This window comes from Clostridium sp. OM05-6BH, assembly GCF_003481635.1.
GTDB lineage: Bacteria > Bacillota > Clostridia > Lachnospirales > Lachnospiraceae > Butyribacter.
This window is the reverse complement of record NZ_QULH01000001.1, coordinates 75313-95012: the sequence shown is the minus strand read 5'-3', so window position 1 is coordinate 95012 and position 19700 is coordinate 75313. Positions and strand designations below refer to the sequence as shown.

The following is a 19700-nucleotide window of genomic DNA, read 5'->3' as shown; positions in this document are numbered from 1 at the left end:
AAATGTGGGTATTATTAAAAGATTTCCTGCTGGTATCTATGGGAATGGGTATCGGCGTAGTCTTGATGTGTATTTTGAATGTCGGCAAAGAAGCTGACTATGAAATGAAACAATTAGAAGAAAGTGAGGACAATTAAATGAATTTCGGACAAAATTTGTATCAATGGTTTTTATCAAACGCACAGAGCTTAGTGCTTATGGCGATTGTGGTTATCGGTATCTACTTAGGGTTCAAGCGTGAGTTTTCAAAACTTATCGGCTTCTTGGTAGTTGCCTTGATTGCTGTCGGTTTGGTATTCAACGCTGGCGGTGTGAAAGATGTATTGTTAGAGCTGTTCAATAAGATTATCGGTGCATAAAATTTTATTGTGGTGCTGATATGCGAATGTTATAATGTGGATATGAAACACAGTATCTAGGAGTGATGGAATGAAATATATAATGCTTCACGGTTTGGGACAATCTTCTGAAAGTTGGAGTGATACCGTAAAAGTATTCAATGATGATTTTGAAGTTTTATGCCCTAATTTATCAGATTGGCTTTTTGGAAAAATACCATGTTATGATACATTGTATCGGACATTGGAAACATACTGTGAACAGTTTGAAGAACCGCTAAATATTTGTGGACTTTCTTTAGGTGGTATTCTTGCTATGCAGTATGCGATAGAACACCCAGAAAAAATGAACTCATTAGTGTTAATAGGCACACAATATGAAATGCCAAAGTATCTGTTAAAAATGCAAAATCTGATATTCCGTATTATGCCTTGTTCAGCATTTGAAAAAATGGGTTTTCAGAAAACAGATTTTATCAATCTATGCAAATCTATGACAGAACTTAATTTTAAACATGAACTGAAAAAAATATCATGTTCGGTACTTGTTGTCTGTGGCGATAAGGATAAGATAAATAAAAAAGCTTCTTTAGAATTGCAACAACAGATAGAAAACGCAGAAATAGCTATTATTGAAAATGCAGGACATGAAGTAAATACAGATAACCCAACACTACTAGGGCAAAAGTTAAATGTATTTTTCAAACAATATGTCTGATAAACAATTTCATATCCATACACACAAAGCAGTTAGTCTTAGGATTGACTGCTTTTTTCATACCTAAATTTCAGATTGGAGTGATGAAATGAACGATATTTTTAAGGATATGCAGGCAAAAGTCGGCTGTGAATACATTTCCGACCTGCCCTCTTACAAGCGTAAGGTGTGGCATGAAATGAAACGGCTGAACCCTGCCGACTATGAAGAAAGACAGTTAGAAGATTTTTCTAAATATGTGTTTGGTATCTCATACCAGAACTTAAAAGATGTGATGAACCAACAGAAAGGACGTGAGGAACAATGCAGGAAACAAGGGTACTGGTGGAAACGAGAGGAACAACTGACGAAGAAACAATATCATACTGGTTCGACCTGCCGATAGATGTTGCCGAGTTTGAAGAAAAGTTAGGTATCGGTGCAGAAAGTGGGGATTACTGTATTATCGAAAAGGTGTTGCCTTATGCTGATGAAGTTCACGAACATACAAGCGTGTATCAGCTCAACGAATTAGATTTTATGTACCGCCAGCTTTCAAGTGATATGCAGGAAGAATATGTATCACTTCTGACCGTATATGACAATTTAGAAGCACTTTATATTTGCAGGAACGTGATTACGGTTTATCCTGACTGCAAAAGCATGATAGATGTTGCAAGGCAAAAGCTGATGAACGACCCGACATTTAAGCATTTATCCGAGGACTGTCAAGAATATTACTTTGACTTTGAAGCCTATGCTTCTCACTTGCAGGAACACGGGAAATTTTTAGTAACAGAACACGGTATCTTTGAACTGCCAGAGTAGGAAATGAGGTGGTGGTTATGATTGATGATATGGCGGTTTACATTGCTAATCTTGGCAAATACAATGAGGGATATTTAGTCGGTGCTTGGTTCACGTTTCCCATTGATGAGGAAGATGTAAAAGAAAAAATCGGCTTGAATGAACAGTATGAGGAATACGCAATCCATGATACCGACAACTTCCCCATTGCGATTGGCGAGTATGTTTCCATTGAAGAACTCAATGAGATGTATGAAATGATAGAGGAACTTCCCGACTATATCGTAGAGTGTCTGGACGAATTTATCAGCCACTACGGGACGCTGGAAGAAGTCGTGGAACACAAGGACGATATTTATTATTATCCCGACTGTGAAACCATGACAGACGTTGCCTACTACTACATAGACGAATTGCAGGCACTTGGCGACATTCCACCCAGCTTACAGAACTACATTGACTATGAAGCCTACGGGCGAGATTTGGATATGGGCGGTTGCTTTATTGAAACAAGCCGAGGTATGTGCGAGATACCATATTAACGCTGGAAGATCAGCGACAAGCATTGTTGCTACTGACAGCGTATTTCTCTTTTAAGGGACAGTCTGAAAATGGCTGTCCTTTTCTATTTTGAAAGGAGCTGAAAGAACTTGAAAAAGATTAAAAGCTACACGGGTATCTGGAACGTGGAAAAAGTCTTATATGCAATCAATGACTTTAACTTACCCTTTCCCGTTACTTTTACACAGATTACATGGTTTGTGATTACGGAATTTATCATCATTCTGTTTGGGGATATTCCCCCACTTTCCATGATTGAGGGAGCATTTCTCAAATACTTTGGTATTCCCGTTGCTCTCACTTGGTTCATGTCGCAGAAAACCTTTGACGGAAAGAAGCCGTACAGCTTTTTGAAATCACAGATAACCTATGCCCTGCGACCAAAAATCACTTATGCAGGAAAAGCCGTAAAACTGCATAAGCAGATATTAAATGAAACAATCACGGCAGTAAGGAGTGTGAACTATGTTCCCGATAAAATATATTGACAATAACCTTGTCTGGAACAAGGACAATGAAGTGTTTGCCTATTATGAGCTGGTACCATACAACTATTCTTTTCTATCCGCAGAGCAGAAATTTATCGTGCATGACAGTTTCCGACAGCTAATCGCACAGTCCCGTGAGGGTAAAATTCATGCGTTGCAGATTGCCACAGAAAGCTCCATACGAAGTATGCAGGAGCAGTCAAAGAAACTGGTAACGGGAAAATTAAAGGAAGTTGCCTACCAGAAAATAGACGAACAGACCGAAGCGTTAGTATCTATGATTGGAAACAATCAAGTGGACTACCGCTTTTTTCTTGGCTTTAAGCTCATGGTTACGGAAGAACAGCTCAATCTGAAGAACATCAAAAAATCGGCGTGGCTGACATTCAAAGAGTTTCTCCATGAAGTAAACCATACGCTGATGAATGATTTTGTTTCCATGCCGAATGATGAAATCAACCGTTACATGAAAATGGAAAAGTTACTGGAAAATAAAATCTCCCGTCGCTTTAAGGTGCGTCGCTTGGAAATCAATGATTTTGGGTATCTCATGGAACATCTTTACGGCAGGGACGGTATCGCTTATGAAGATTATGCGTACCAGCTACCAAAAAAAAAATTGAACAAAGAAACGCTGATAAAATACTACGACCTTATCCGTCCGACAAGGTGTGTGATTGAAGAAAGCCAGCGGTATTTACGCTTGGAACATGAGGACAAGGAAAGTTATGTGTCCTATTTTACCGTCAATGCGATTGTCGGCGAGCTTGATTTTCCGTCAAGTGAAATCTTCTATTTCCAGCAACAGCAATTCACATTCCCCGTTGATACTTCTATGAATGTAGAAATCGTGGAGAACCGAAAAGCATTAACAACCGTACGCAACAAGAAAAAGGAATTGAAAGACCTTGACAATCACGCTTATCAAGCAGGAGGTGAAACCAGCTCAAATGTGGTGGACGCTTTAGACAGCGTGGACGAGCTGGAAACGGACTTAGACCAGACAAAAGAAAGTATGTATAAGTTAAGCTACGTTATACGGGTGTCTGCACCCGATCTTGACGAGCTGAAACGCCGTTGTGATGAAGTCAAAGACTTTTACGACGACCTCAATGTAAAGCTGGTACGTCCTGCTGGGGATATGCTGGGGCTTCATTCTGAATTTTTACCTGCCAGCAAGCGATATATCAATGACTATGTGCAGTATGTAAAATCAGACTTCTTGGCAGGGCTTGGCTTTGGAGCGACCCAGCAGTTAGGGGAAACTACGGGTATCTATATGGGCTATTCCGTTGATACGGGAAGAAATGTGTACCTGCAACCGTCTTTAGCTTCGCAGGGCGTAAAAGGTACAGTTACCAACGCTTTAGCGTCTGCTTTTGTCGGTTCGCTTGGCGGTGGAAAGTCGTTCTGCAACAATCTTCTGGTGTATTATTCGGTGTTGTTTGGCGGTCAAGCAGTCATTTTAGACCCCAAAGCCGAGCGTGGCAACTGGAGAGAAACACTTCCAGAAATCGCCCATGAAATCAATATCGTAAATCTTACCAGCGATAAAGACAATGCAGGACTTCTTGACCCATTCGTGATTATGAAGAATGTAAAAGACGCTGAAAGTCTGGCAATCGACATCTTGACATTCCTTACGGGTATTTCCTCTAGGGACGGCGAAAAATTCCCCGTGTTACGAAAAGCGGTTCGTTCCGTTACCCAGAGCGACAGTCGGGGCTTGCTCCATGTAATAGACGAGCTACGCCGTGAAGATACGCCCATATCAAGAAATATCGCAGACCATATCGACAGCTTCACGGACTACGACTTTGCACATCTGCTGTTTTCAGACGGTACGGTGGAAAATGCAATCAGCCTTGATAACCAGCTCAATATCATTCAAGTAGCCGACCTTGTACTGCCAGATAAGGACACGACCTTTGAAGAATACACGACTATTGAATTATTGTCGGTATCTATGCTGATTGTGATTAGTACCTTTGCCCTTGATTTTATCCATTCGGACAGAAGTATTTTTAAGATTGTCGATTTGGACGAAGCGTGGGCGTTCTTAAATGTGGCACAAGGAGAAACGCTCTCTAACAAGCTGGTTCGTGCTGGACGAGCTATGCAGGCAGGTGTTTATTTCGTTACACAATCTTCTGGGGACGTGGCAAAGGAAAGTCTGAAAAACAATATCGGCTTAAAATTCGCTTTCCGTTCTACTGACATCAACGAGATAAAACAGACCTTAGAATTTTTCGGTATCGACAAGGACGATGAAAACAACCAGAAACGGCTTCGTGATTTGGAGAACGGACAATGCTTATTGCAGGACTTATACGGGCGTGTCGGTGTGGTACAGATACACCCAGTTTTTGAAGAACTGCTACACGCCTTTGATACCAGACCGCCCGTACAGAGAAATGAGGTGGAGTGATGAAAGAAAGGATAAAAGGTGCGTTCACAAAAAGGAAGATACTTCACTTTCTCAAAATGGCTCTGTTCGTGGTGGCACTCTCCCTTATCCTGCTTTCACTTTTGGGGACGGTGGCTCATGCGACGGGGCTTGTGGACGATACCATAAACGCAGAAAATCTTTACTCAAAATATCCCCTTTCCAACTACCAGCTTGATTTTTATGTGGATAATAGCTGGTCATGGTTGCCGTGGAACTGGCTGGACGGCATTGGAAAATCGGTACAGTACGGGCTTTACTGCATTACCAACTTTGTCTGGACGATAAGCCTTTATTTAAGCAATGCCACGGGCTATGTGGTGCAGGAAGCCTATAAACTTGATTTTATTAACGATATGGCAGACAGTATCGGAAAGAGCATACAGACCCTTGCAGGTGTAACCGAGAACGGCTTTTCTTCTACGGGCTTCTATGTTGGTTTCCTGCTTCTCATTATCTTAGTGGTGGGAATGTATGTTGCTTATACGGGACTTATCAAACGGGAAACCAGCAAGGCACTTCACGCTGTTATCAACTTTGTGGTGGTGTTCGTGCTGTCCGCTTCGTTTATTGCCTACGCTCCCGACTACATCAAGAAGATAAATGAATTTTCATCAGACATCAGTACCGCTTCTTTGGACTTGGGAACAAAAATCATGCTCCCCAACTCCGACAGCGAGGGCAAGGACAGCGTGGACTTGATACGGGACAGCCTATTTTCTATTCAAGTGGAACAGCCGTGGCTACTTCTGCAATTCGGTAACAGCAACACAGAAGAAATCGGGGCAGACCGTGTCGAAGCTCTTGTATCGGCAAGTCCAGAGGACGAGGACGGGAAAACCAGAGAGGAAGTCGTGAAAACAGAAATCGAAGATAACGACAACAACAATCTGACGATACCGCAGGTCGTGAACCGTTTAGGCATGGTGTTCTTCCTACTGTTCTTCAATTTAGGGATAACGATATTTGTATTCTTGCTTACGGGCATGATGTTATTTAGCCAGATACTTTTTATTATCTTTGCAATGTTTTTACCTATCAGCTTTTTACTTTCCATGATACCGAGCTATGAAAGCATGGCGAAGCAGGCAATCGTAAGGGTGTTTAATACCATAATGACACGGGCAGGAATAACGCTCATTGTAACGGTGGCGTTCAGCATTTCCAGTATGTTTTATAACATCTCCACGGACTATCCGTTCTTTATGGTAGCGTTCTTGCAGATAGTATGTTTCGCTGGTATTTATATGAAGCTGGGCGATTTAATGAGTATGTTCTCTTTGAACGCTGGCGACAGTCAAAACATGGGACGCAGGATATTCCGCAGACCATATCTGTTTATGCGACATAGAGCTAGGCGTATGGAAAGACGGCTTGCTGGTGCGGTTACTGCTGGCGGTGTTGCTGGTGCGGTGGCAGGTAGCACGATTTCAAACAGAAAACCGACAAGGAACACAGCCACAAAAGACAGTCGGGGCAATACATCTACTTCCAGTATGGGACAGCGTGCAGGCTCAAAGGTGGGTGCTGTCTTAGATACGAAAAATAAAGTGAAAGACAAGGCAAATGCTGTCAAAGAGAATATCAAGGATATGCCGACACAGACCGCTTATGCGGTGTATTCCGCAAAGGAAAAGGCAAAGTCCAGCGTGTCCGACTTTAAGCGTGGCATGGTGCAGGAACAGCAGTCCAGACAGACGGGACGTTTGGAAAAGCAGGAAAAGCATAGACAGAGTATCGCTGACAAGCGTATGGAGCTTCAAAAGGCACAAGAAGCAAGGCAGGCACAGCGAAAGGCTGACGGATCAGCGACAACGGGAGCTACCCGTCCCCATGAGCGACCAGCCACAGCTTCAAAGCCGAGTGCGGAAAAAATGCAGGAAGTCAAACGTCCTGCCACAGCGACCACTTCAAAAGCAAGTGAGCCAGTCAAGACAAATGTTATCAAAGAGCGTCCGTTATCTTCTGGTGCTTCTGATAAGAAAGCGACCCAGTCGGCACAGCCAGTACATAGGCAGAATGTAGAAAAAGTGGTATCGCAGGAAACACGCCAGAATTACACAAAAGACCGCAGGACAAAGGTTCAGCAGACGCAAACCGTCCAAAAGAACCAGCAGACAACAGAGAAAACTCGTAACCTTGTGATGAAGAAAGGACAGAAGAAAAAATGAAACTGAAACATATCGCTATCATTGGCACTCTGTTTCCTATCCTCTTTTCTCTGGTGCTTTTCTTTGGTGTCTTGATTAGTGCGGACAGCGACGACGAGAACAGCAATTTTTCTTCTGGCATTACGGGTATGAACTTATCCGCAGAAGTCTTGAAACATCAGCCTATGGTAGAAAAGTACGCCAGAGAATACGGTATTTCCGAGTATGTCAATGTGCTATTGGCTATCATTCAAGTAGAAAGTGGCGGTACGGCAGAAGATGTTATGCAGAGTTCGGAAAGTCTTGGTTTACCGCCTAATTCCTTAGATACGGAAAGCTCAATCAAGCAGGGGTGTAAGTATTTTGCGTCCCTGCTTTCTTCCTGCAAAAATCAAGGTATCGACGATTTGAATGTAGCGATACAGTCTTATAACTATGGCGGTGGCTATGTGGGATATGTGGCAGGAAAAGGAAAGAAACACACCTTTAATCTTGCAGAGAGCTTCGCCCGTGAAAAATCGGGTGGAAAGAAAGTAACCTACACCAACCCGATAGCCGTTGCGAAGAACGGGGGCTGGCGGTATCAGTATGGCAATCAATTTTACGTCGAATTAGTCAATCAGTATTTAACTGTTCCGCAGGTATCGGGAGAACTGGCACAAAAAGTAATGAATGAAGCATTGAAGTATCAAGGCTGGAAGTATGTATATGGCGGTAGCAATCCTAACACTTCCTTTGACTGTTCGGGGCTGACGCAATGGTGCTATGGAAAAGCTGGTGTTTCCTTACCGAGAACAGCACAAGCACAGTATGACGCCACCCAACATCTTCCACTCTCGCAGGCAAAGGCTGGGGACTTGGTATTTTTCCATTCTACCTATAACGCTGGAAGTTATGTAACACATGTCGGTATTCTTGTTTCGCCGACGCAGATGTACCACGCAGGAAATCCGATAGGATATGCAGACCTAAATAATAGTTACTGGCAACAGCACTTAATCGGTGCAGGACGAGTAAAACAATAGAAAGTGAGGATAACATTATGTTTAAGAAGAATAAGAAACAGACAGAAAATGTCAAAGAAAAAAAGGTGCGTACTGTCAAGGTAGGCACACATAAGAAAACCGTGATTGCGTTGTGGGTGGTGCTTATCGCAAGCGTGAGCTTTGGGGTGTATAAGAATTTTACGGCTATCGACCAGCACACGACCCATGAAAAAGAAATCATTGAACTTCGTTTGCAGGACACCAACGGGATAGAAAATTTCGTGAAGAACTTTGCGAAGTCTTATTACACATGGAGTAACAGCAAAGAAGCGATTGAAGCAAGGACGCAGGCAATCAGCGGTTATCTGACAAAGGAATTGCAAGACTTGAATGTTGATACAATCAGAACGGATATACCGACCAGCTCCACAGTTACAGATGTGATTGTGTGGCATATCGAGCAATCGGGAACGGACACTTTTTCTGCTACCTACGAAGTAGATCAGCAGATAAAAGAGGGAGAACAGACAAGCAATGTGAAAGCGACTTATACTGTAAAAGTCCATGTAGACGCTGACGGGGATATGGTAATCATTCAGAACCCTACTCTTGCACCAGCAATCGAAAAATCAGACTATGAGCCTAAGACACCAGAAGCAGACGCAAGCGTGGACGCTGATACGGTAAATGACGCTACCGCATTTCTGGAAACATTCTTTAAGCTCTATCCAACAGCCACAGAAAAAGAGCTTGCTTACTATGTATCTGGAAATGTGATTGAGCCTATCGGCAGGGACTACCTTTATTCTGAACTGGTAAACCCTATCTTTACAAAGGACGGGGATAATGTGAAAGTTAAAGTAGCTGTAAAATTCCTTGATAATCAGACAAAGGCGACACAAGTATCACAGTATGAGCTTGTGCTACATAAGGATAGCAACTGGAAGATTGTAGGATAAAAGAAAAAGGCTTGCAGTTCTGTATTGATTTGCAAGCCTAAATATATTATTTATACTTCTGGAAAATCCCGACTAATAAAGTATCTATCGCTTCAGCTAATTCAAATCTAACTTTATCTGAGGCAGAAAAAGCGTTTCCTAATTGCAAAGTTGTATAACCGTGAATTATTCCAGTAAGCATATTTAATATTTCAAGTGTTTTGTCTTTGTTAAGACTGCACGATTGGATAAGAGTAGTTAATAATGAAAGATAGTTGTTAAAAATGGTTGCTGTTTCCTCTGTTCCGTGCCACACAGCCCATTGAATTGTTTCATAAACTCCGGGGTGTTCAATCATATAGTTTAGGTATTCGATAGAAACTAACTTAATTGCTTCTTTCCCTATTTTTCCAACGGCAATTTTCATCATTCTTTCATTCATGTCACGCATACCATTATGAGCAACTTCTAAAAGAAGATTATCTAAACTTTCTATGTGATTATATAAAGATGGTGTACGAATGTTTAATTTTTGAGCAACAGCTTTTAACGAAACGTTATTTAATCCTTTTTCATCTGCTAAGTCTGATGTTGCTTTTATTACTGCTTCTTTAGTGGTTTTCATAGTTATGCACCTCATTCAAAATATCATACAAACACAATTCTAGCTAATTGAATTAGTGTAGTCAATAACACAATTAGAAAATTATGATTATTTATTGACTTTCTTAAAATTTTGTGTATAATAGGAATTGAAGTTAAATTAGATGCTAAAAATTTGTAATTAAGAAGGAGGGATTCGTCATGTTGGTATTCCAAATGCGTAATGTAGATAAAACATCTACTATTTTGAAACAGACTAAAAACAGTGATTACGCAGATAAATAAATACGTTAGATTAATTCCTACCAGTGACTAATCTTATGACTTTTTAAACAGATAACTAAAATTACAAACAAATCGTTTAACTTCTGTATTTATTTACAGATGTAATCACTTCAGGAGTGATTACATGAACAAAAATATAAAATATTCTCAAAACTTTTTAACGAGTGAAAAAGTACTCAACCAAATAATAAAACAATTGAATTTAAAAGAAACCGATACCGTTTACGAAATTGGAACAGGTAAAGGGCATTTAACGACGAAACTGGCTAAAATAAGTAAACAGGTAACGTCTATTGAATTAGACAGTCATCTATTCAACTTATCGTCAGAAAAATTAAAACTGAACATTCGTGTCACTTTAATTCACCAAGATATTCTACAGTTTCAATTCCCTAACAAACAGAGGTATAAAATTGTTGGGAGTATTCCTTACCATTTAAGCACACAAATTATTAAAAAAGTGGTTTTTGAAAGCCATGCGTCTGACATCTATCTGATTGTTGAAGAAGGATTCTACAAGCGTACCTTGGATATTCACCGAACACTAGGGTTGCTCTTGCACACTCAAGTCTCGATTCAGCAATTGCTTAAGCTGCCAGCGGAATGCTTTCATCCTAAACCAAAAGTAAACAGTGTCTTAATAAAACTTACCCGCCATACCACAGATGTTCCAGATAAATATTGGAAGCTATATACGTACTTTGTTTCAAAATGGGTCAATCGAGAATATCGTCAACTGTTTACTAAAAATCAGTTTCATCAAGCAATGAAACACGCCAAAGTAAACAATTTAAGTACCGTTACTTATGAGCAAGTATTGTCTATTTTTAATAGTTATCTATTATTTAACGGGAGGAAATAATTCTATGAGTCGCTTTTTTAAATTTGGAAAGTTACACGTTACTAAAGGGAATGGAGATAAATTATTAGATATACTACTGACAGCTTCCAAGAAGCTAAAGAGGTCCCTAGCGCCTACGGGGAATTTGTATCGATAAGGGGTACAAATTCCCACTAAGCGCTCGGGACCCCTTGTAGGAAAATGTCCTAAGTGTGGCAACAATATTGTATTAAAAAAATCGTTTTATGGTTGTTCAAATTATCCTGAATGTAAGTTTACTTTAGCTGAACATTTTAGAAAGAAAAAACTAACCAAAACGAATGTAAAAGAATTACTGGAGGGAAAAGAAACCCTGGTAAAAGGAATCAAAAACAAAGAGAAAAAGCCCTACAATGCCGTTGTAAAAATTGGGGAAAAGGGATATATTGATTTTATCTCTTTTTCAAAATAAACATAAAAGCCCTTTAAAGAGGGCTTTTATATATTAATCACAAATCACTTATCACAAATCACAAGTGATTAATCACTTGTTTATTAAGATATTAAAAGCTATAATTTAAATAAAGCGTGAATTTTATGACACAAAAAGAGGGGGGAGAAACTTGGAACTAGCATTTAGAGAAAGCTTAAAAAAGATGAGAGGTACCAAATCAAAAGAAAAATTCTCCCAAGAATTAGAAATGAGTAGATCAAATTATTCACGAATAGAATCAGGAAAATCAGATCCAACCATAAAAACACTAGAACAAATTGCAAAGTTAACTAACTCAACGCTAGTAGTGGATTTAATCCCAAATGAGCCAACAGAACCAGAACCAGAAACAGAACAAGTAACATTGGAGTTAGAAATGGAAGAAGAAAAAAGCAATGATTTCGTGTGAATAATGCACGAAATCATTGCTTATTTTTTTAAAAAGCGATATACTAGATATAACGAAACAACGAACTGAATAAAGAATACAAAAAAAGAGCCACGACCAGTTAAAGCCTGAGAAACTTTAACTGCGAGCCTTAATTGATTACCACCAATCAATTAAAGAAGTCGAGACCCAAAATTTGGTAAAGTATTTAATTACTTTATTAATCAGATACTTAAATATCTGTAAACCCATTATATCGGGTTTTTGAGGGGATTTCAAGTCTTTAAGAAGATACCAGGCAATCAATTAAGAAAAACTTAGTTGATTGCCTTTTTTGTTGTGATTCAACTTTGATCGTAGCTTCTAACTAATTAATTTTCGTAAGAAAGGAGAACAGCTGAATGAATATCCCTTTTGTTGTAGAAACTGTGCTTCATGACGGCTTGTTAAAGTACAAATTTAAAAATAGTAAAATTCGCTCAATCACTACCAAGCCAGGTAAAAGTAAAGGGGCTATTTTTGCGTATCGCTCAAAAAAAAGCATGATTGGCGGACGTGGCGTTGTTCTGACTTCCGAAGAAGCGATTCACGAAAATCAAGATACATTTACGCATTGGACACCAAACGTTTATCGTTATGGTACGTATGCAGACGAAAACCGTTCATACACTAAAGGACATTCTGAAAACAATTTAAGACAAATCAATACCTTCTTTATTGATTTTGATATTCACACGGAAAAAGAAACTATTTCAGCAAGCGATATTTTAACAACAGCTATTGATTTAGGTTTTATGCCTACGTTAATTATCAAATCTGATAAAGGTTATCAAGCATATTTTGTTTTAGAAACGCCAGTCTATGTGACTTCAAAATCAGAATTTAAATCTGTCAAAGCAGCCAAAATAATCTCGCAAAATATCCGAGAATATTTTGGAAAGTCTTTGCCAGTTGATCTAACGTGCAATCATTTTGGGATTGCTCGTATACCAAGAACGGACAATGTAGAATTTTTTGATCCCAATTACCGTTATTCTTTCAAAGAATGGCAAGATTGGTCTTTCAAACAAACAGATAATAAGGGCTTTACTCGTTCAAGTCTAACGGTTTTAAGCGGTACAGAAGGCAAAAAACAAGTAGATGAACCCTGGTTTAATCTCTTATTGCACGAAACGAAATTTTCAGGAGAAAAGGGTTTAGTAGGGCGCAATAGCGTTATGTTTACCCTCTCTTTAGCCTACTTTAGTTCAGGCTATTCAATCGAAACGTGCGAATATAATATGTTTGAGTTTAAAAACATTTTAAAATACTAATTAGATTAGTTAAATGACTATTTGAAATAGTATTTTGAGGAGTGATTATATGTGTACAAGATTTGTTTACAATGGTATAGATAAAATTGTTGGTTTTAATTTTGATATTGACCTTTCTGTATGGGATCATACTGTAATTACCGAAGAAAATAGATTTTATATTGGTATTAAAATGCCTGACGGTCTGTATCATTCATTTCATGGGATAAATAAAAATGGTAATGTAGGAACACTTCTTTATGTTCATGGTAATGAAAATGCAAGGTATATAGAAAGCGAGGATTGTATTACAATATCTGAATTAACAGAAAAATTCATTAAGGCAGAGATTTCTTTTGATAAAGCCTTGGACATTGTTAAAAAGAAAAAAATTATTTATGCACCAGATGCTACTATGCAAGCTATGCTTTCTGATAAAAAAGGACGAGTTTTAATTATTGAACCTGGAATTGGGTATAGATATGAACAAGAAAATTTTTCACTTATTACAAATTATTCTATTCTAAAACCAGATATAACAAAGCCGTACATTGTTTCTGGGGATACAAGATACGAAGTGGCTAAAGAGTTATTGGCAGGATATGATAAAGATTTTTCAGTAAATGACGCATTTAAAGTATTAAAATCTGTTTCTCAAAAAGACTTGTGGGCAACTAGGGTTTCATTTGTATATTCTACAGAAAAAAATAAAGTTTATTATGTCTTGAACAATGATTTTAGTAATGTATTTGAATTTCAGTTTTAATACTAATGAATTTATAAATTTGCAATTATGATAAGAAAGGTTATTATGATAGGACTAAAAAAGCGAGATATAAAAAAAGCGTTGAAAGCTGGTGCAAAAGCTGGCGGTGTATCATTGGCTGATGTTCGGGCAGATATTGAAGCGACGATTGATGAAGCTATGAATAGCACCGCCCCAGAAGTGTAGGCAAATTTCAAAAAATATTTTGGTAATAAACGCCCTACCCCAGAAGAATATATTTACAAGATTACCAAAAAGACAAAGATTTGAAAAAAGGCTTGCTCCATACATAGTGTATGATCTGCAAGCCTTAATCTATTTCAGAGGAAATTTAACAGTAAAAGTAGCACCTCCACCAGCAGTATCATTGATAATGATAATACCGTTCAGCATTTGAGTTAATTCTTTGGCGATACTTAGTCCCAGTCCAAAATTCGATTTGTTCGTATGGGACTTGTCGCCACTATAAAATCGGTCAAAGATATACTGCTTATCTTCATCAGAAATGCCTTGCCCGTGGTCTACCACAGAAAAAGCAATATTTTTTTCGGTGGCGATTACTTCTATCTCTATTAAAGAATTATTCTTGGAATGTTGAATGGCATTATCCATAAAGACACACAAGATTTGAAATAATCGGTCTTTGTCGGTAAACATAGCAGGATAACTTTCCTCGGATAAATGCAGTTTTAGTTCTAAATTCTGCTTCATGCAGACGGGTTCGTAGGTTTCATATAACGTAATGAGCAAGGTATCTACATTGATTGTGCTTTTATGCAATGTCCATGTTTTAGCGTCGGAAGAAGCCAAAAGCAACATATCTTTGACTAAACGGGATAACCGCATACATTCAAAATCTATGGTCTGTACGGCTTGCTTTGCCTGCTCGTTTAAGGAAACATTATCAAGAAGCATATCCGTGTTGGAAATCATAACAGCAAGTGGAGATTTTAATTCATGGGACGCTGTTGCAACAAAATCTTTTTGGCTTTGCAGTATTCGTTCCGTTGGAGCAAACGACTTTTTCAGCAGATAACGGGTCAGCACGATAACAACGATACAAGCCAAAAACCAGATAAGAAGATATATAGGCAATGTTTTTTGTAAAATATCCGTCAAACTGGCTGTCTGATAAAGAAAGGTTGCATGATACACGGTATCATTTGCTGTCCTAATTGTAGCAGGAATAACAAAATAAGTATCGTGATGTGTTCCTCTTATTTCCAGAAAACCGCCTTGTGAAGTTGTGCTGTTTTCTATTTGTGATAATGGTTGTGTAGAAATCTGCTTTTCTACATCATGCAACAGATTGTCCGCAGAAGTTGGAAATGGGAAATCACTCTGATAAATGGTATTCCCCCTTGTATCAGTAATTAAAGAAAAAATATGATAACTCTCTTCGTAGGTTTTGAGTGCTTTGTCCATATCCGAAGAAGCACTTTCCACTTGATAAATCAGCAAGGTTGTCAATCTCTGAAATAAGGTGCTTTCGTTGATTTTCTCTGTATGAACTGTGTTCGCAACGACAAAGGAAATCACAAGGGTAATAATCAGCATAACAGAACTTGCAAACAGAATATGAAGTTTTCGGTATAAGTTATTTAACATGTTTCTTTCTCCAGTTTGTACCCTGCACCGTAGACCGTTGTTATTTTACAGGAACTTTTTAATTCTTTTAGGCGTTTTCGCAGAAAAGAAATGTAACTGTCTACATTGCCAGTTTCTACCTCGGAAGAACTGCCCCAGATTTTAAGGATTAGCTGTTCACGGGAAAATAGTGTTTCTGGGTTCTGCATAAATACAAAAGTCAACTCGGTTTCTTTTGAAGTTAATAAAAGAGAATTGACGGGTGTAGATAAGGTTCGGCTGTCTTTATCGAAAGTTAAATCTCCATATTCTAATTTGGAAGATAACTGGATATTGGCAGGGCGTCTTGTTAATGCCCGAACTCTTGCAAGCAATTCTTTGATATGAAATGGTTTTACTAAATAATCATCAGCACCGCCGTCTAAACCCTCAACCCGATTGTCAAGGGTACTCATGGCAGTAATGATAAGGATAGGAATAGAAATTCCTTTTTTACGCATAGATTTTATGATTGTCAAACCGTCAATAATCGGTAACATACGGTCTACAATGGCGAGGTCATAAGCATAGTCTGTATTTAAGGCATACAGCATAGCAGTTTCCCCGTCATTGCAACAATCAACCATATAGTTTTCTTTTTCCAGAGAAATTTTTATATTTTTACATAACTCTAAATCATCTTCCAGAAGAAGTATTTTCATAATGTATCAATCCTTTTCTATATAAATTATAGACAGTATAACAGAAAAGTCTGTAAAAATCCTCTAAAAAATGATGATGATTTTCTTACTTTTTTACAGGATTTTTAGAATGGTTTGCTTTTACAATAGGGGCATATCGAACAAGAAAGGTGGAATACAAAAATGAAAAAAACAAACATCAGTAAATTCATAGCAGTTGGATTATGTATCTGTGCATTGACGGGGTGTGGTGCAAGTCCAAATGAGAAGCCAGATACGTCTAATCCTATTGTCAATTCTAATACGAATGAAGAAAATACAAATGGTTCTTCAGAAAATAAAGGAAACGACATATTAGAGTCTGCTAATTTGAGAGGAAGTGTTTTGGAATTTACAGACAATGGTTGCTTGGTAAATCAAGCAAAAGATATTGAGGGTGGAGCTGGGATAAAAATAGAAGCACCGGGAATGGAAAATAAAGACAATGCTGTTTCTGTAACCTATAACCCAGATTGTGAATTTGTCATTGCCACAGTAAATGCACAGTCTGGTGTTACAAATGTAACAACGGGTTCTATATCCGATGTAAAAAAACAATCTGAAGTATATCTTTATGGAGAATTTGCAGACACACTTCATTTCAATGCAACAAAGGTTGTCATAGCCCGTTGGGAATAGAGGTGTGAAGTATGAAGTTTTATCAACTTGGTTTTCGCTATTTACAGCGAAAAAAAGGAAAAACCATTCTTTTGTTGATTGTTTTGATACTTGTAAACAGTATGATTTTAGGTACAAGCATGATTTTAAGGACTACAAATGAGTCCAAACAAGCCATGCAGGAAAAGACAAATTCTAAGATTGTAGCTGAAATTACAAGTAAGGACAGCAAGATAACAGAGAATGAAGTAAACAAGATTGAAACGCTGGAAGATGTTTCAGCTATCAACCGTATCGGCAGGCAAGATGTATTTCCAGCTAGTTTTGCTCCCGTTACGCTCAATACTTCTACGAATGAGGAAAATTTGAAAATAGCGTTGCTCTCCTATGATGATTTGGAAAAGGACAGCCCTTTTTCAGAAATGCAGTACCGCTTATCTTCTGGCGATTATATCAAACATGAGAAAAAAGGTGCTGTTATCAATGCGAACCTTGCAAATCAAAATGAGCTAAAAGTTGGAGATACGATTGAATTAAGTACAGAAAACGGAACAAAAGTATCTGTTCAAATTATTGGAATTTTCATGTCCGCAGGAAATGTGGAAAAAGACCAGCCAACAGAAACTACCGCAGTCAATCGAATAGAAAATCAAGTCTTTATTGACAACAGCACTTATAAAGAATTGTTCAAAGAAGCTGAATTTGAAAAACTCTGCGTTTATTCAAAAAGACCAGAAAAATTAGATGTGCTGGAAACCAGCTTGCAAAAAATATTCGGAAATGATGTAGAACTTAGCACTTCCGATACCCTTTATCAACAGATGTCTGCTCCATTAGAGCAAATCAGTAAGGTGGCAAATCTTATGCTGGTACTTACATTGGTAACTGGTACTGTTGTTGTTTCCCTGCTGTTATGTATGTGGATGCGGACAAGGCAAAAAGAGGTGGCAATCTTTATGAGCCTCGGCAAGACAAAAAGTGAAATTTTCCTGCAAACTTTATTAGAAGCAGGCAGTGTATTTACACTTTCGGTTTTAGGAGCAACAGCCATTGGTAAATTGTTCTCGGGCGTTTTGCAAAATGTCATTACTGGTTCAGAAACAGTAACAGAAAATCTGAAAGTGGTGTTGCAGATACAAGATATTGGAATGTTGTTCCTTTTAGGTGGTGCAGTTATTCTGGTGGCATTGTGCTGTTCCATTCTTCCGATATTACGAGCAAACCCAAAAGATATATTAGCGAAAATGGAGGGATAGTACATGAATTTTTTTGGATTGGCAAGGCGTTCTGTGTTCAGAAAGCCCATAAAAAGTATTCTCTTATTGTTGATTGTTTTTGCAATCAGTACCCTGCTTCTTGCAGGTGTGGCGAGCAAAAATGCCAGTATTGAGGTGCAGGACAAAACCAGACAAGCCATAGGTGCAGGCTTTCTTTTAGAAAGAAATGCAGAGTACCGAACAAAACGAGTTCGTGAATACTCAGAAAAGATTGGTAATGATAAGGAAGGTAGTTTTGGTGGCTACCATCAGGAAAAAGAGATTATCAATGGTGTGGAGACTTGGTCAGGCTGGACAACAAATGAATTTGAAAGCTTAGATATAAAAGACATTGAGAAACTGGCAAAAACAAAAGGAATTGCTGATTACAATATTACAACAGCAACAACTCCTGTAAACCCTGTAAATTTCAAAAGAATTGAAGATAAAGATGTAGACCAAAGTGTAGATGAGGGAGGTGTAAGCTTAATTGGAAACAAAGATATGAAACTTGACAGAAATGTTTTATCTGGAAACCTGCATATCAAAGAGGGGCGAATGATAACCCCAGAGGATAAAGATATGTGTGTCATTTCAGAGGAACTTGCAAATCAAAATAATCTGAAAATCGGCGATAAGATTTCTTTTAATGATTACCACGATACTGAAAATTCAAAGGTATCAGAAGCTGAGATTGTTGGAATTTATCAAGTGGATCAAAAGATGTCCCCACTTATGCAGGGAGATACTTACCGTTCGGAAAATGTAATATTTACAGATTTGAGATTTCCAGAAAAGGCAGAGGGTGAAACAAGTCCATTATATGAAAGAGCCTATTTCAAAGTAGAAGATGTGGAAGCTTACGACGAAGTAAAAGAAAATCTGCAAAAAGTAGACATCAACTGGGAGCAATATGATTTGATTGACAATAACGGAAATTCCGAAACCATGTCCTCAAACTTCAATGATTTAGCAAAAGTAAGCGAAATGATGATATTGGTAATCTCTGTTGCAAGTTTTGTTATCCTTGTTTTAGTATTTCTGTTCTGGCTGAAAAATCGAGTGCAGGAAGTCGGCATTTTCTTATCTCTCGGTGTTCCGAAATTCAGAATTATCGGGCAGATTTGGAGTGAAGCGATTATGATTGCTGTTCTTTCCCTTATGCTATCCTTTGCTGTCGCTCCTGCCGTTTCCAAAGTAACTGCAAATTATCTGGTATCACAGCAGGTTCAGCAAATGCAGGAAGAAGAAAAAAATAACGAGGGAAAAGTATCCACAGAATATGTTGCACCAAAGCAGGACGTGCAGAATATCAGCGTAGAGGTTACGCCAGAAATGTATCTGTTGGACGGAGCAAGTGTTCTTGTGTTGATAACGGCTTCTGTTCTGGTATCTGGAATTGTAATACTAAAGAGAAACCCGAAAGATATTTTATCGGAAATGAGTTAGGAGGACGACGAAA

Annotated in this window: 22 protein-coding genes and 2 pseudogenes; 21 read left to right on the top strand and 3 right to left on the bottom strand. The window is 38.5% G+C overall.

What is annotated here, in order from left to right; all coding sequences use genetic code 11:
* The first annotated feature begins 2 nt into the window (after positions 1 to 2).
* The 11 genes from DXB73_RS14355 (at position 3) to DXB73_RS00420 (ending at position 9432) form a co-directional block, all read left to right on the top strand.
* A complete protein-coding gene (locus DXB73_RS14355) occupies positions 3 to 137 on the top strand; it encodes a DUF3789 domain-containing protein (protein WP_005340705.1) in 135 nt (44 codons plus the stop codon).
* Positions 138 to 359: a hypothetical protein gene (locus DXB73_RS00465; RefSeq protein WP_002323342.1), complete on the top strand. Its 222-nt coding sequence runs from the start codon at positions 138 to 140 to the stop codon at positions 357 to 359.
* 70 nt (positions 360 to 429) lie between these two features.
* Positions 430 to 1056, top strand: a complete 627-nt coding sequence (locus DXB73_RS00460; protein ID WP_022620533.1) for an alpha/beta hydrolase — start codon at positions 430 to 432, stop codon at positions 1054 to 1056.
* Positions 1057 to 1144: 88 nt separating this feature from the next.
* Complete coding sequence (locus tag DXB73_RS00455; RefSeq protein ID WP_074038079.1) at positions 1145 to 1441, top strand: conjugal transfer protein; 297 nt, start codon at positions 1145 to 1147, stop codon at positions 1439 to 1441.
* Positions 1360 to 1863 (top strand): antirestriction protein ArdA, encoded by a 504-nt coding sequence (locus tag DXB73_RS00450; RefSeq protein ID WP_025489601.1) that lies wholly within the window; start codon positions 1360 to 1362, stop codon positions 1861 to 1863. The genes DXB73_RS00455 and DXB73_RS00450 overlap by 82 nt, the downstream gene beginning before the upstream one ends.
* A gap of 17 nt (positions 1864 to 1880) precedes the next feature.
* Positions 1881 to 2384: an antirestriction protein ArdA gene (locus DXB73_RS00445; protein ID WP_002323345.1), complete on the top strand. Its 504-nt coding sequence runs from the start codon at positions 1881 to 1883 to the stop codon at positions 2382 to 2384.
* 108 nt (positions 2385 to 2492) lie between these two features.
* Positions 2493 to 2891 (top strand): conjugal transfer protein, encoded by a 399-nt coding sequence (locus DXB73_RS00440; RefSeq protein ID WP_003061368.1) that lies wholly within the window; start codon positions 2493 to 2495, stop codon positions 2889 to 2891.
* Positions 2869 to 5319: an ATP-binding protein gene (locus tag DXB73_RS00435; RefSeq protein WP_025489602.1), complete on the top strand. Its 2451-nt coding sequence runs from the start codon at positions 2869 to 2871 to the stop codon at positions 5317 to 5319. Before DXB73_RS00440 ends, DXB73_RS00435 begins: the two co-directional genes overlap by 23 nt.
* On the top strand, positions 5319 to 7508 hold the full coding sequence (locus DXB73_RS00430; protein WP_025489603.1) for an MFS transporter: 2190 nt from the start codon (positions 5319 to 5321) through the stop codon (positions 7506 to 7508). Before DXB73_RS00435 ends, DXB73_RS00430 begins: the two co-directional genes overlap by 1 nt.
* The gene (locus DXB73_RS00425; RefSeq protein ID WP_025489604.1) at positions 7505 to 8512 is read left to right on the top strand and encodes a bifunctional lysozyme/C40 family peptidase; all 1008 of its coding nucleotides are present in this window, start codon (positions 7505 to 7507) and stop codon (positions 8510 to 8512) included. The genes DXB73_RS00430 and DXB73_RS00425 overlap by 4 nt, the downstream gene beginning before the upstream one ends.
* Positions 8513 to 8529: 17 nt before the next feature.
* Entirely contained in the window at positions 8530 to 9432 is a 903-nt protein-coding gene (locus DXB73_RS00420) for a conjugal transfer protein (RefSeq protein ID WP_025489605.1), read from the top strand.
* 46 nt (positions 9433 to 9478) lie between these two features.
* Here the strand turns inward: DXB73_RS00420 and DXB73_RS00415 are convergent, their stop codons facing one another.
* Positions 9479 to 10036, bottom strand: a complete 558-nt coding sequence (locus tag DXB73_RS00415) for a TetR/AcrR family transcriptional regulator (protein WP_005946872.1) — start codon at positions 10034 to 10036, stop codon at positions 9479 to 9481.
* Between the two features lie 179 nt (positions 10037 to 10215).
* Between DXB73_RS00415 and DXB73_RS00410 the strand changes: the two genes are divergently transcribed.
* The 7 genes and pseudogenes from DXB73_RS00410 to DXB73_RS00375 all read left to right on the top strand — a co-directional run bounded on the left by DXB73_RS00410 (position 10216) and on the right by DXB73_RS00375 (position 14328).
* Entirely contained in the window at positions 10216 to 10299 is an 84-nt protein-coding gene (locus DXB73_RS00410) for a 23S rRNA methyltransferase attenuation leader peptide (protein WP_023948524.1), read from the top strand.
* A 124-nt stretch (positions 10300 to 10423) separates the two neighbouring features.
* On the top strand, positions 10424 to 11161 hold the full coding sequence (erm(B), locus tag DXB73_RS00405) for a 23S rRNA (adenine(2058)-N(6))-methyltransferase Erm(B) (RefSeq protein WP_001038792.1): 738 nt from the start codon (positions 10424 to 10426) through the stop codon (positions 11159 to 11161).
* Positions 11162 to 11330: 169 nt separating this feature from the next.
* A pseudogene (locus DXB73_RS00395) lies at positions 11331 to 11591 on the top strand (topoisomerase DNA-binding C4 zinc finger domain-containing protein); the annotation flags it as partial.
* 151 nt (positions 11592 to 11742) lie between these two features.
* The gene (locus DXB73_RS00390) at positions 11743 to 12021 is read left to right on the top strand and encodes a helix-turn-helix transcriptional regulator (protein ID WP_024407057.1); all 279 of its coding nucleotides are present in this window, start codon (positions 11743 to 11745) and stop codon (positions 12019 to 12021) included.
* A gap of 380 nt (positions 12022 to 12401) precedes the next feature.
* Positions 12402 to 13313: a primase C-terminal domain-containing protein gene (locus DXB73_RS00385; RefSeq protein ID WP_044967241.1), complete on the top strand. Its 912-nt coding sequence runs from the start codon at positions 12402 to 12404 to the stop codon at positions 13311 to 13313.
* A gap of 49 nt (positions 13314 to 13362) precedes the next feature.
* Positions 13363 to 14058 carry a hypothetical protein gene (locus DXB73_RS00380; RefSeq protein WP_009905043.1) on the top strand — a complete coding sequence of 232 codons (696 nt, stop codon included), beginning with the start codon at positions 13363 to 13365 and terminating at the stop codon, positions 14056 to 14058.
* Between the two features lie 45 nt (positions 14059 to 14103).
* Positions 14104 to 14328, top strand: a pseudogene (locus DXB73_RS00375) (hypothetical protein).
* Between the two features lie 45 nt (positions 14329 to 14373).
* On the opposite strand, the gene DXB73_RS00370 reads toward DXB73_RS00375, so the two are convergent.
* Positions 14374 to 15504: a HAMP domain-containing sensor histidine kinase gene (locus tag DXB73_RS00370; protein WP_243104699.1), complete on the bottom strand. Its 1131-nt coding sequence runs from the start codon at positions 15502 to 15504 to the stop codon at positions 14374 to 14376.
* Between the two features lie 155 nt (positions 15505 to 15659).
* Positions 15660 to 16346 carry a response regulator transcription factor gene (locus DXB73_RS00365; RefSeq protein ID WP_025489606.1) on the bottom strand — a complete coding sequence of 229 codons (687 nt, stop codon included), beginning with the start codon at positions 16344 to 16346 and terminating at the stop codon, positions 15660 to 15662.
* A 162-nt stretch (positions 16347 to 16508) separates the two neighbouring features.
* Here DXB73_RS00365 and DXB73_RS00360 point away from each other — a divergent pair, with 162 nt between their 5' ends.
* Genes DXB73_RS00360 through DXB73_RS00350 form a run of 3 tightly spaced genes read left to right on the top strand, consistent with a single transcriptional unit; the run spans position 16509 to position 19687 of the window.
* The gene (locus DXB73_RS00360) at positions 16509 to 17003 is read left to right on the top strand and encodes a hypothetical protein (protein ID WP_025489607.1); all 495 of its coding nucleotides are present in this window, start codon (positions 16509 to 16511) and stop codon (positions 17001 to 17003) included.
* Positions 17004 to 17014: 11 nt separating this feature from the next.
* Entirely contained in the window at positions 17015 to 18238 is a 1224-nt protein-coding gene (locus DXB73_RS00355) for an FtsX-like permease family protein (RefSeq protein ID WP_025489608.1), read from the top strand.
* Positions 18239 to 18241: 3 nt separating this feature from the next.
* Positions 18242 to 19687 carry an FtsX-like permease family protein gene (locus tag DXB73_RS00350; protein ID WP_077710200.1) on the top strand — a complete coding sequence of 482 codons (1446 nt, stop codon included), beginning with the start codon at positions 18242 to 18244 and terminating at the stop codon, positions 19685 to 19687.
* Positions 19688 to 19700: the final 13 nt, after the last annotated feature.

Coding starts and splice junctions, on each gene's coding strand:
- DXB73_RS14355 (WP_005340705.1), top strand. CDS start 3: ATGTGGGTATTATTAAAAGATTTCCTGCTGGTATCTATGGGAATGGGT.
- DXB73_RS00465 (WP_002323342.1), top strand. CDS start 138: ATGAATTTCGGACAAAATTTGTATCAATGGTTTTTATCAAACGCACAG.
- DXB73_RS00460 (WP_022620533.1), top strand. CDS start 430: ATGAAATATATAATGCTTCACGGTTTGGGACAATCTTCTGAAAGTTGG.
- DXB73_RS00455 (WP_074038079.1), top strand. CDS start 1,145: ATGAACGATATTTTTAAGGATATGCAGGCAAAAGTCGGCTGTGAATAC.
- DXB73_RS00450 (WP_025489601.1), top strand. CDS start 1,360: ATGCAGGAAACAAGGGTACTGGTGGAAACGAGAGGAACAACTGACGAA.
- DXB73_RS00445 (WP_002323345.1), top strand. CDS start 1,881: ATGATTGATGATATGGCGGTTTACATTGCTAATCTTGGCAAATACAAT.
- DXB73_RS00435 (WP_025489602.1), top strand. CDS start 2,869: ATGTTCCCGATAAAATATATTGACAATAACCTTGTCTGGAACAAGGAC.
- DXB73_RS00430 (WP_025489603.1), top strand. CDS start 5,319: ATGAAAGAAAGGATAAAAGGTGCGTTCACAAAAAGGAAGATACTTCAC.
- DXB73_RS00425 (WP_025489604.1), top strand. CDS start 7,505: ATGAAACTGAAACATATCGCTATCATTGGCACTCTGTTTCCTATCCTC.
- DXB73_RS00420 (WP_025489605.1), top strand. CDS start 8,530: ATGTTTAAGAAGAATAAGAAACAGACAGAAAATGTCAAAGAAAAAAAG.
- DXB73_RS00415 (WP_005946872.1), bottom strand. CDS start 10,036: ATGAAAACCACTAAAGAAGCAGTAATAAAAGCAACATCAGACTTAGCA.
- DXB73_RS00410 (WP_023948524.1), top strand. CDS start 10,216: ATGTTGGTATTCCAAATGCGTAATGTAGATAAAACATCTACTATTTTG.
- DXB73_RS00385 (WP_044967241.1), top strand. CDS start 12,402: ATGAATATCCCTTTTGTTGTAGAAACTGTGCTTCATGACGGCTTGTTA.
- DXB73_RS00380 (WP_009905043.1), top strand. CDS start 13,363: ATGTGTACAAGATTTGTTTACAATGGTATAGATAAAATTGTTGGTTTT.
- DXB73_RS00365 (WP_025489606.1), bottom strand. CDS start 16,346: ATGAAAATACTTCTTCTGGAAGATGATTTAGAGTTATGTAAAAATATA.
- DXB73_RS00360 (WP_025489607.1), top strand. CDS start 16,509: ATGAAAAAAACAAACATCAGTAAATTCATAGCAGTTGGATTATGTATC.
- DXB73_RS00355 (WP_025489608.1), top strand. CDS start 17,015: ATGAAGTTTTATCAACTTGGTTTTCGCTATTTACAGCGAAAAAAAGGA.
- DXB73_RS00350 (WP_077710200.1), top strand. CDS start 18,242: ATGAATTTTTTTGGATTGGCAAGGCGTTCTGTGTTCAGAAAGCCCATA.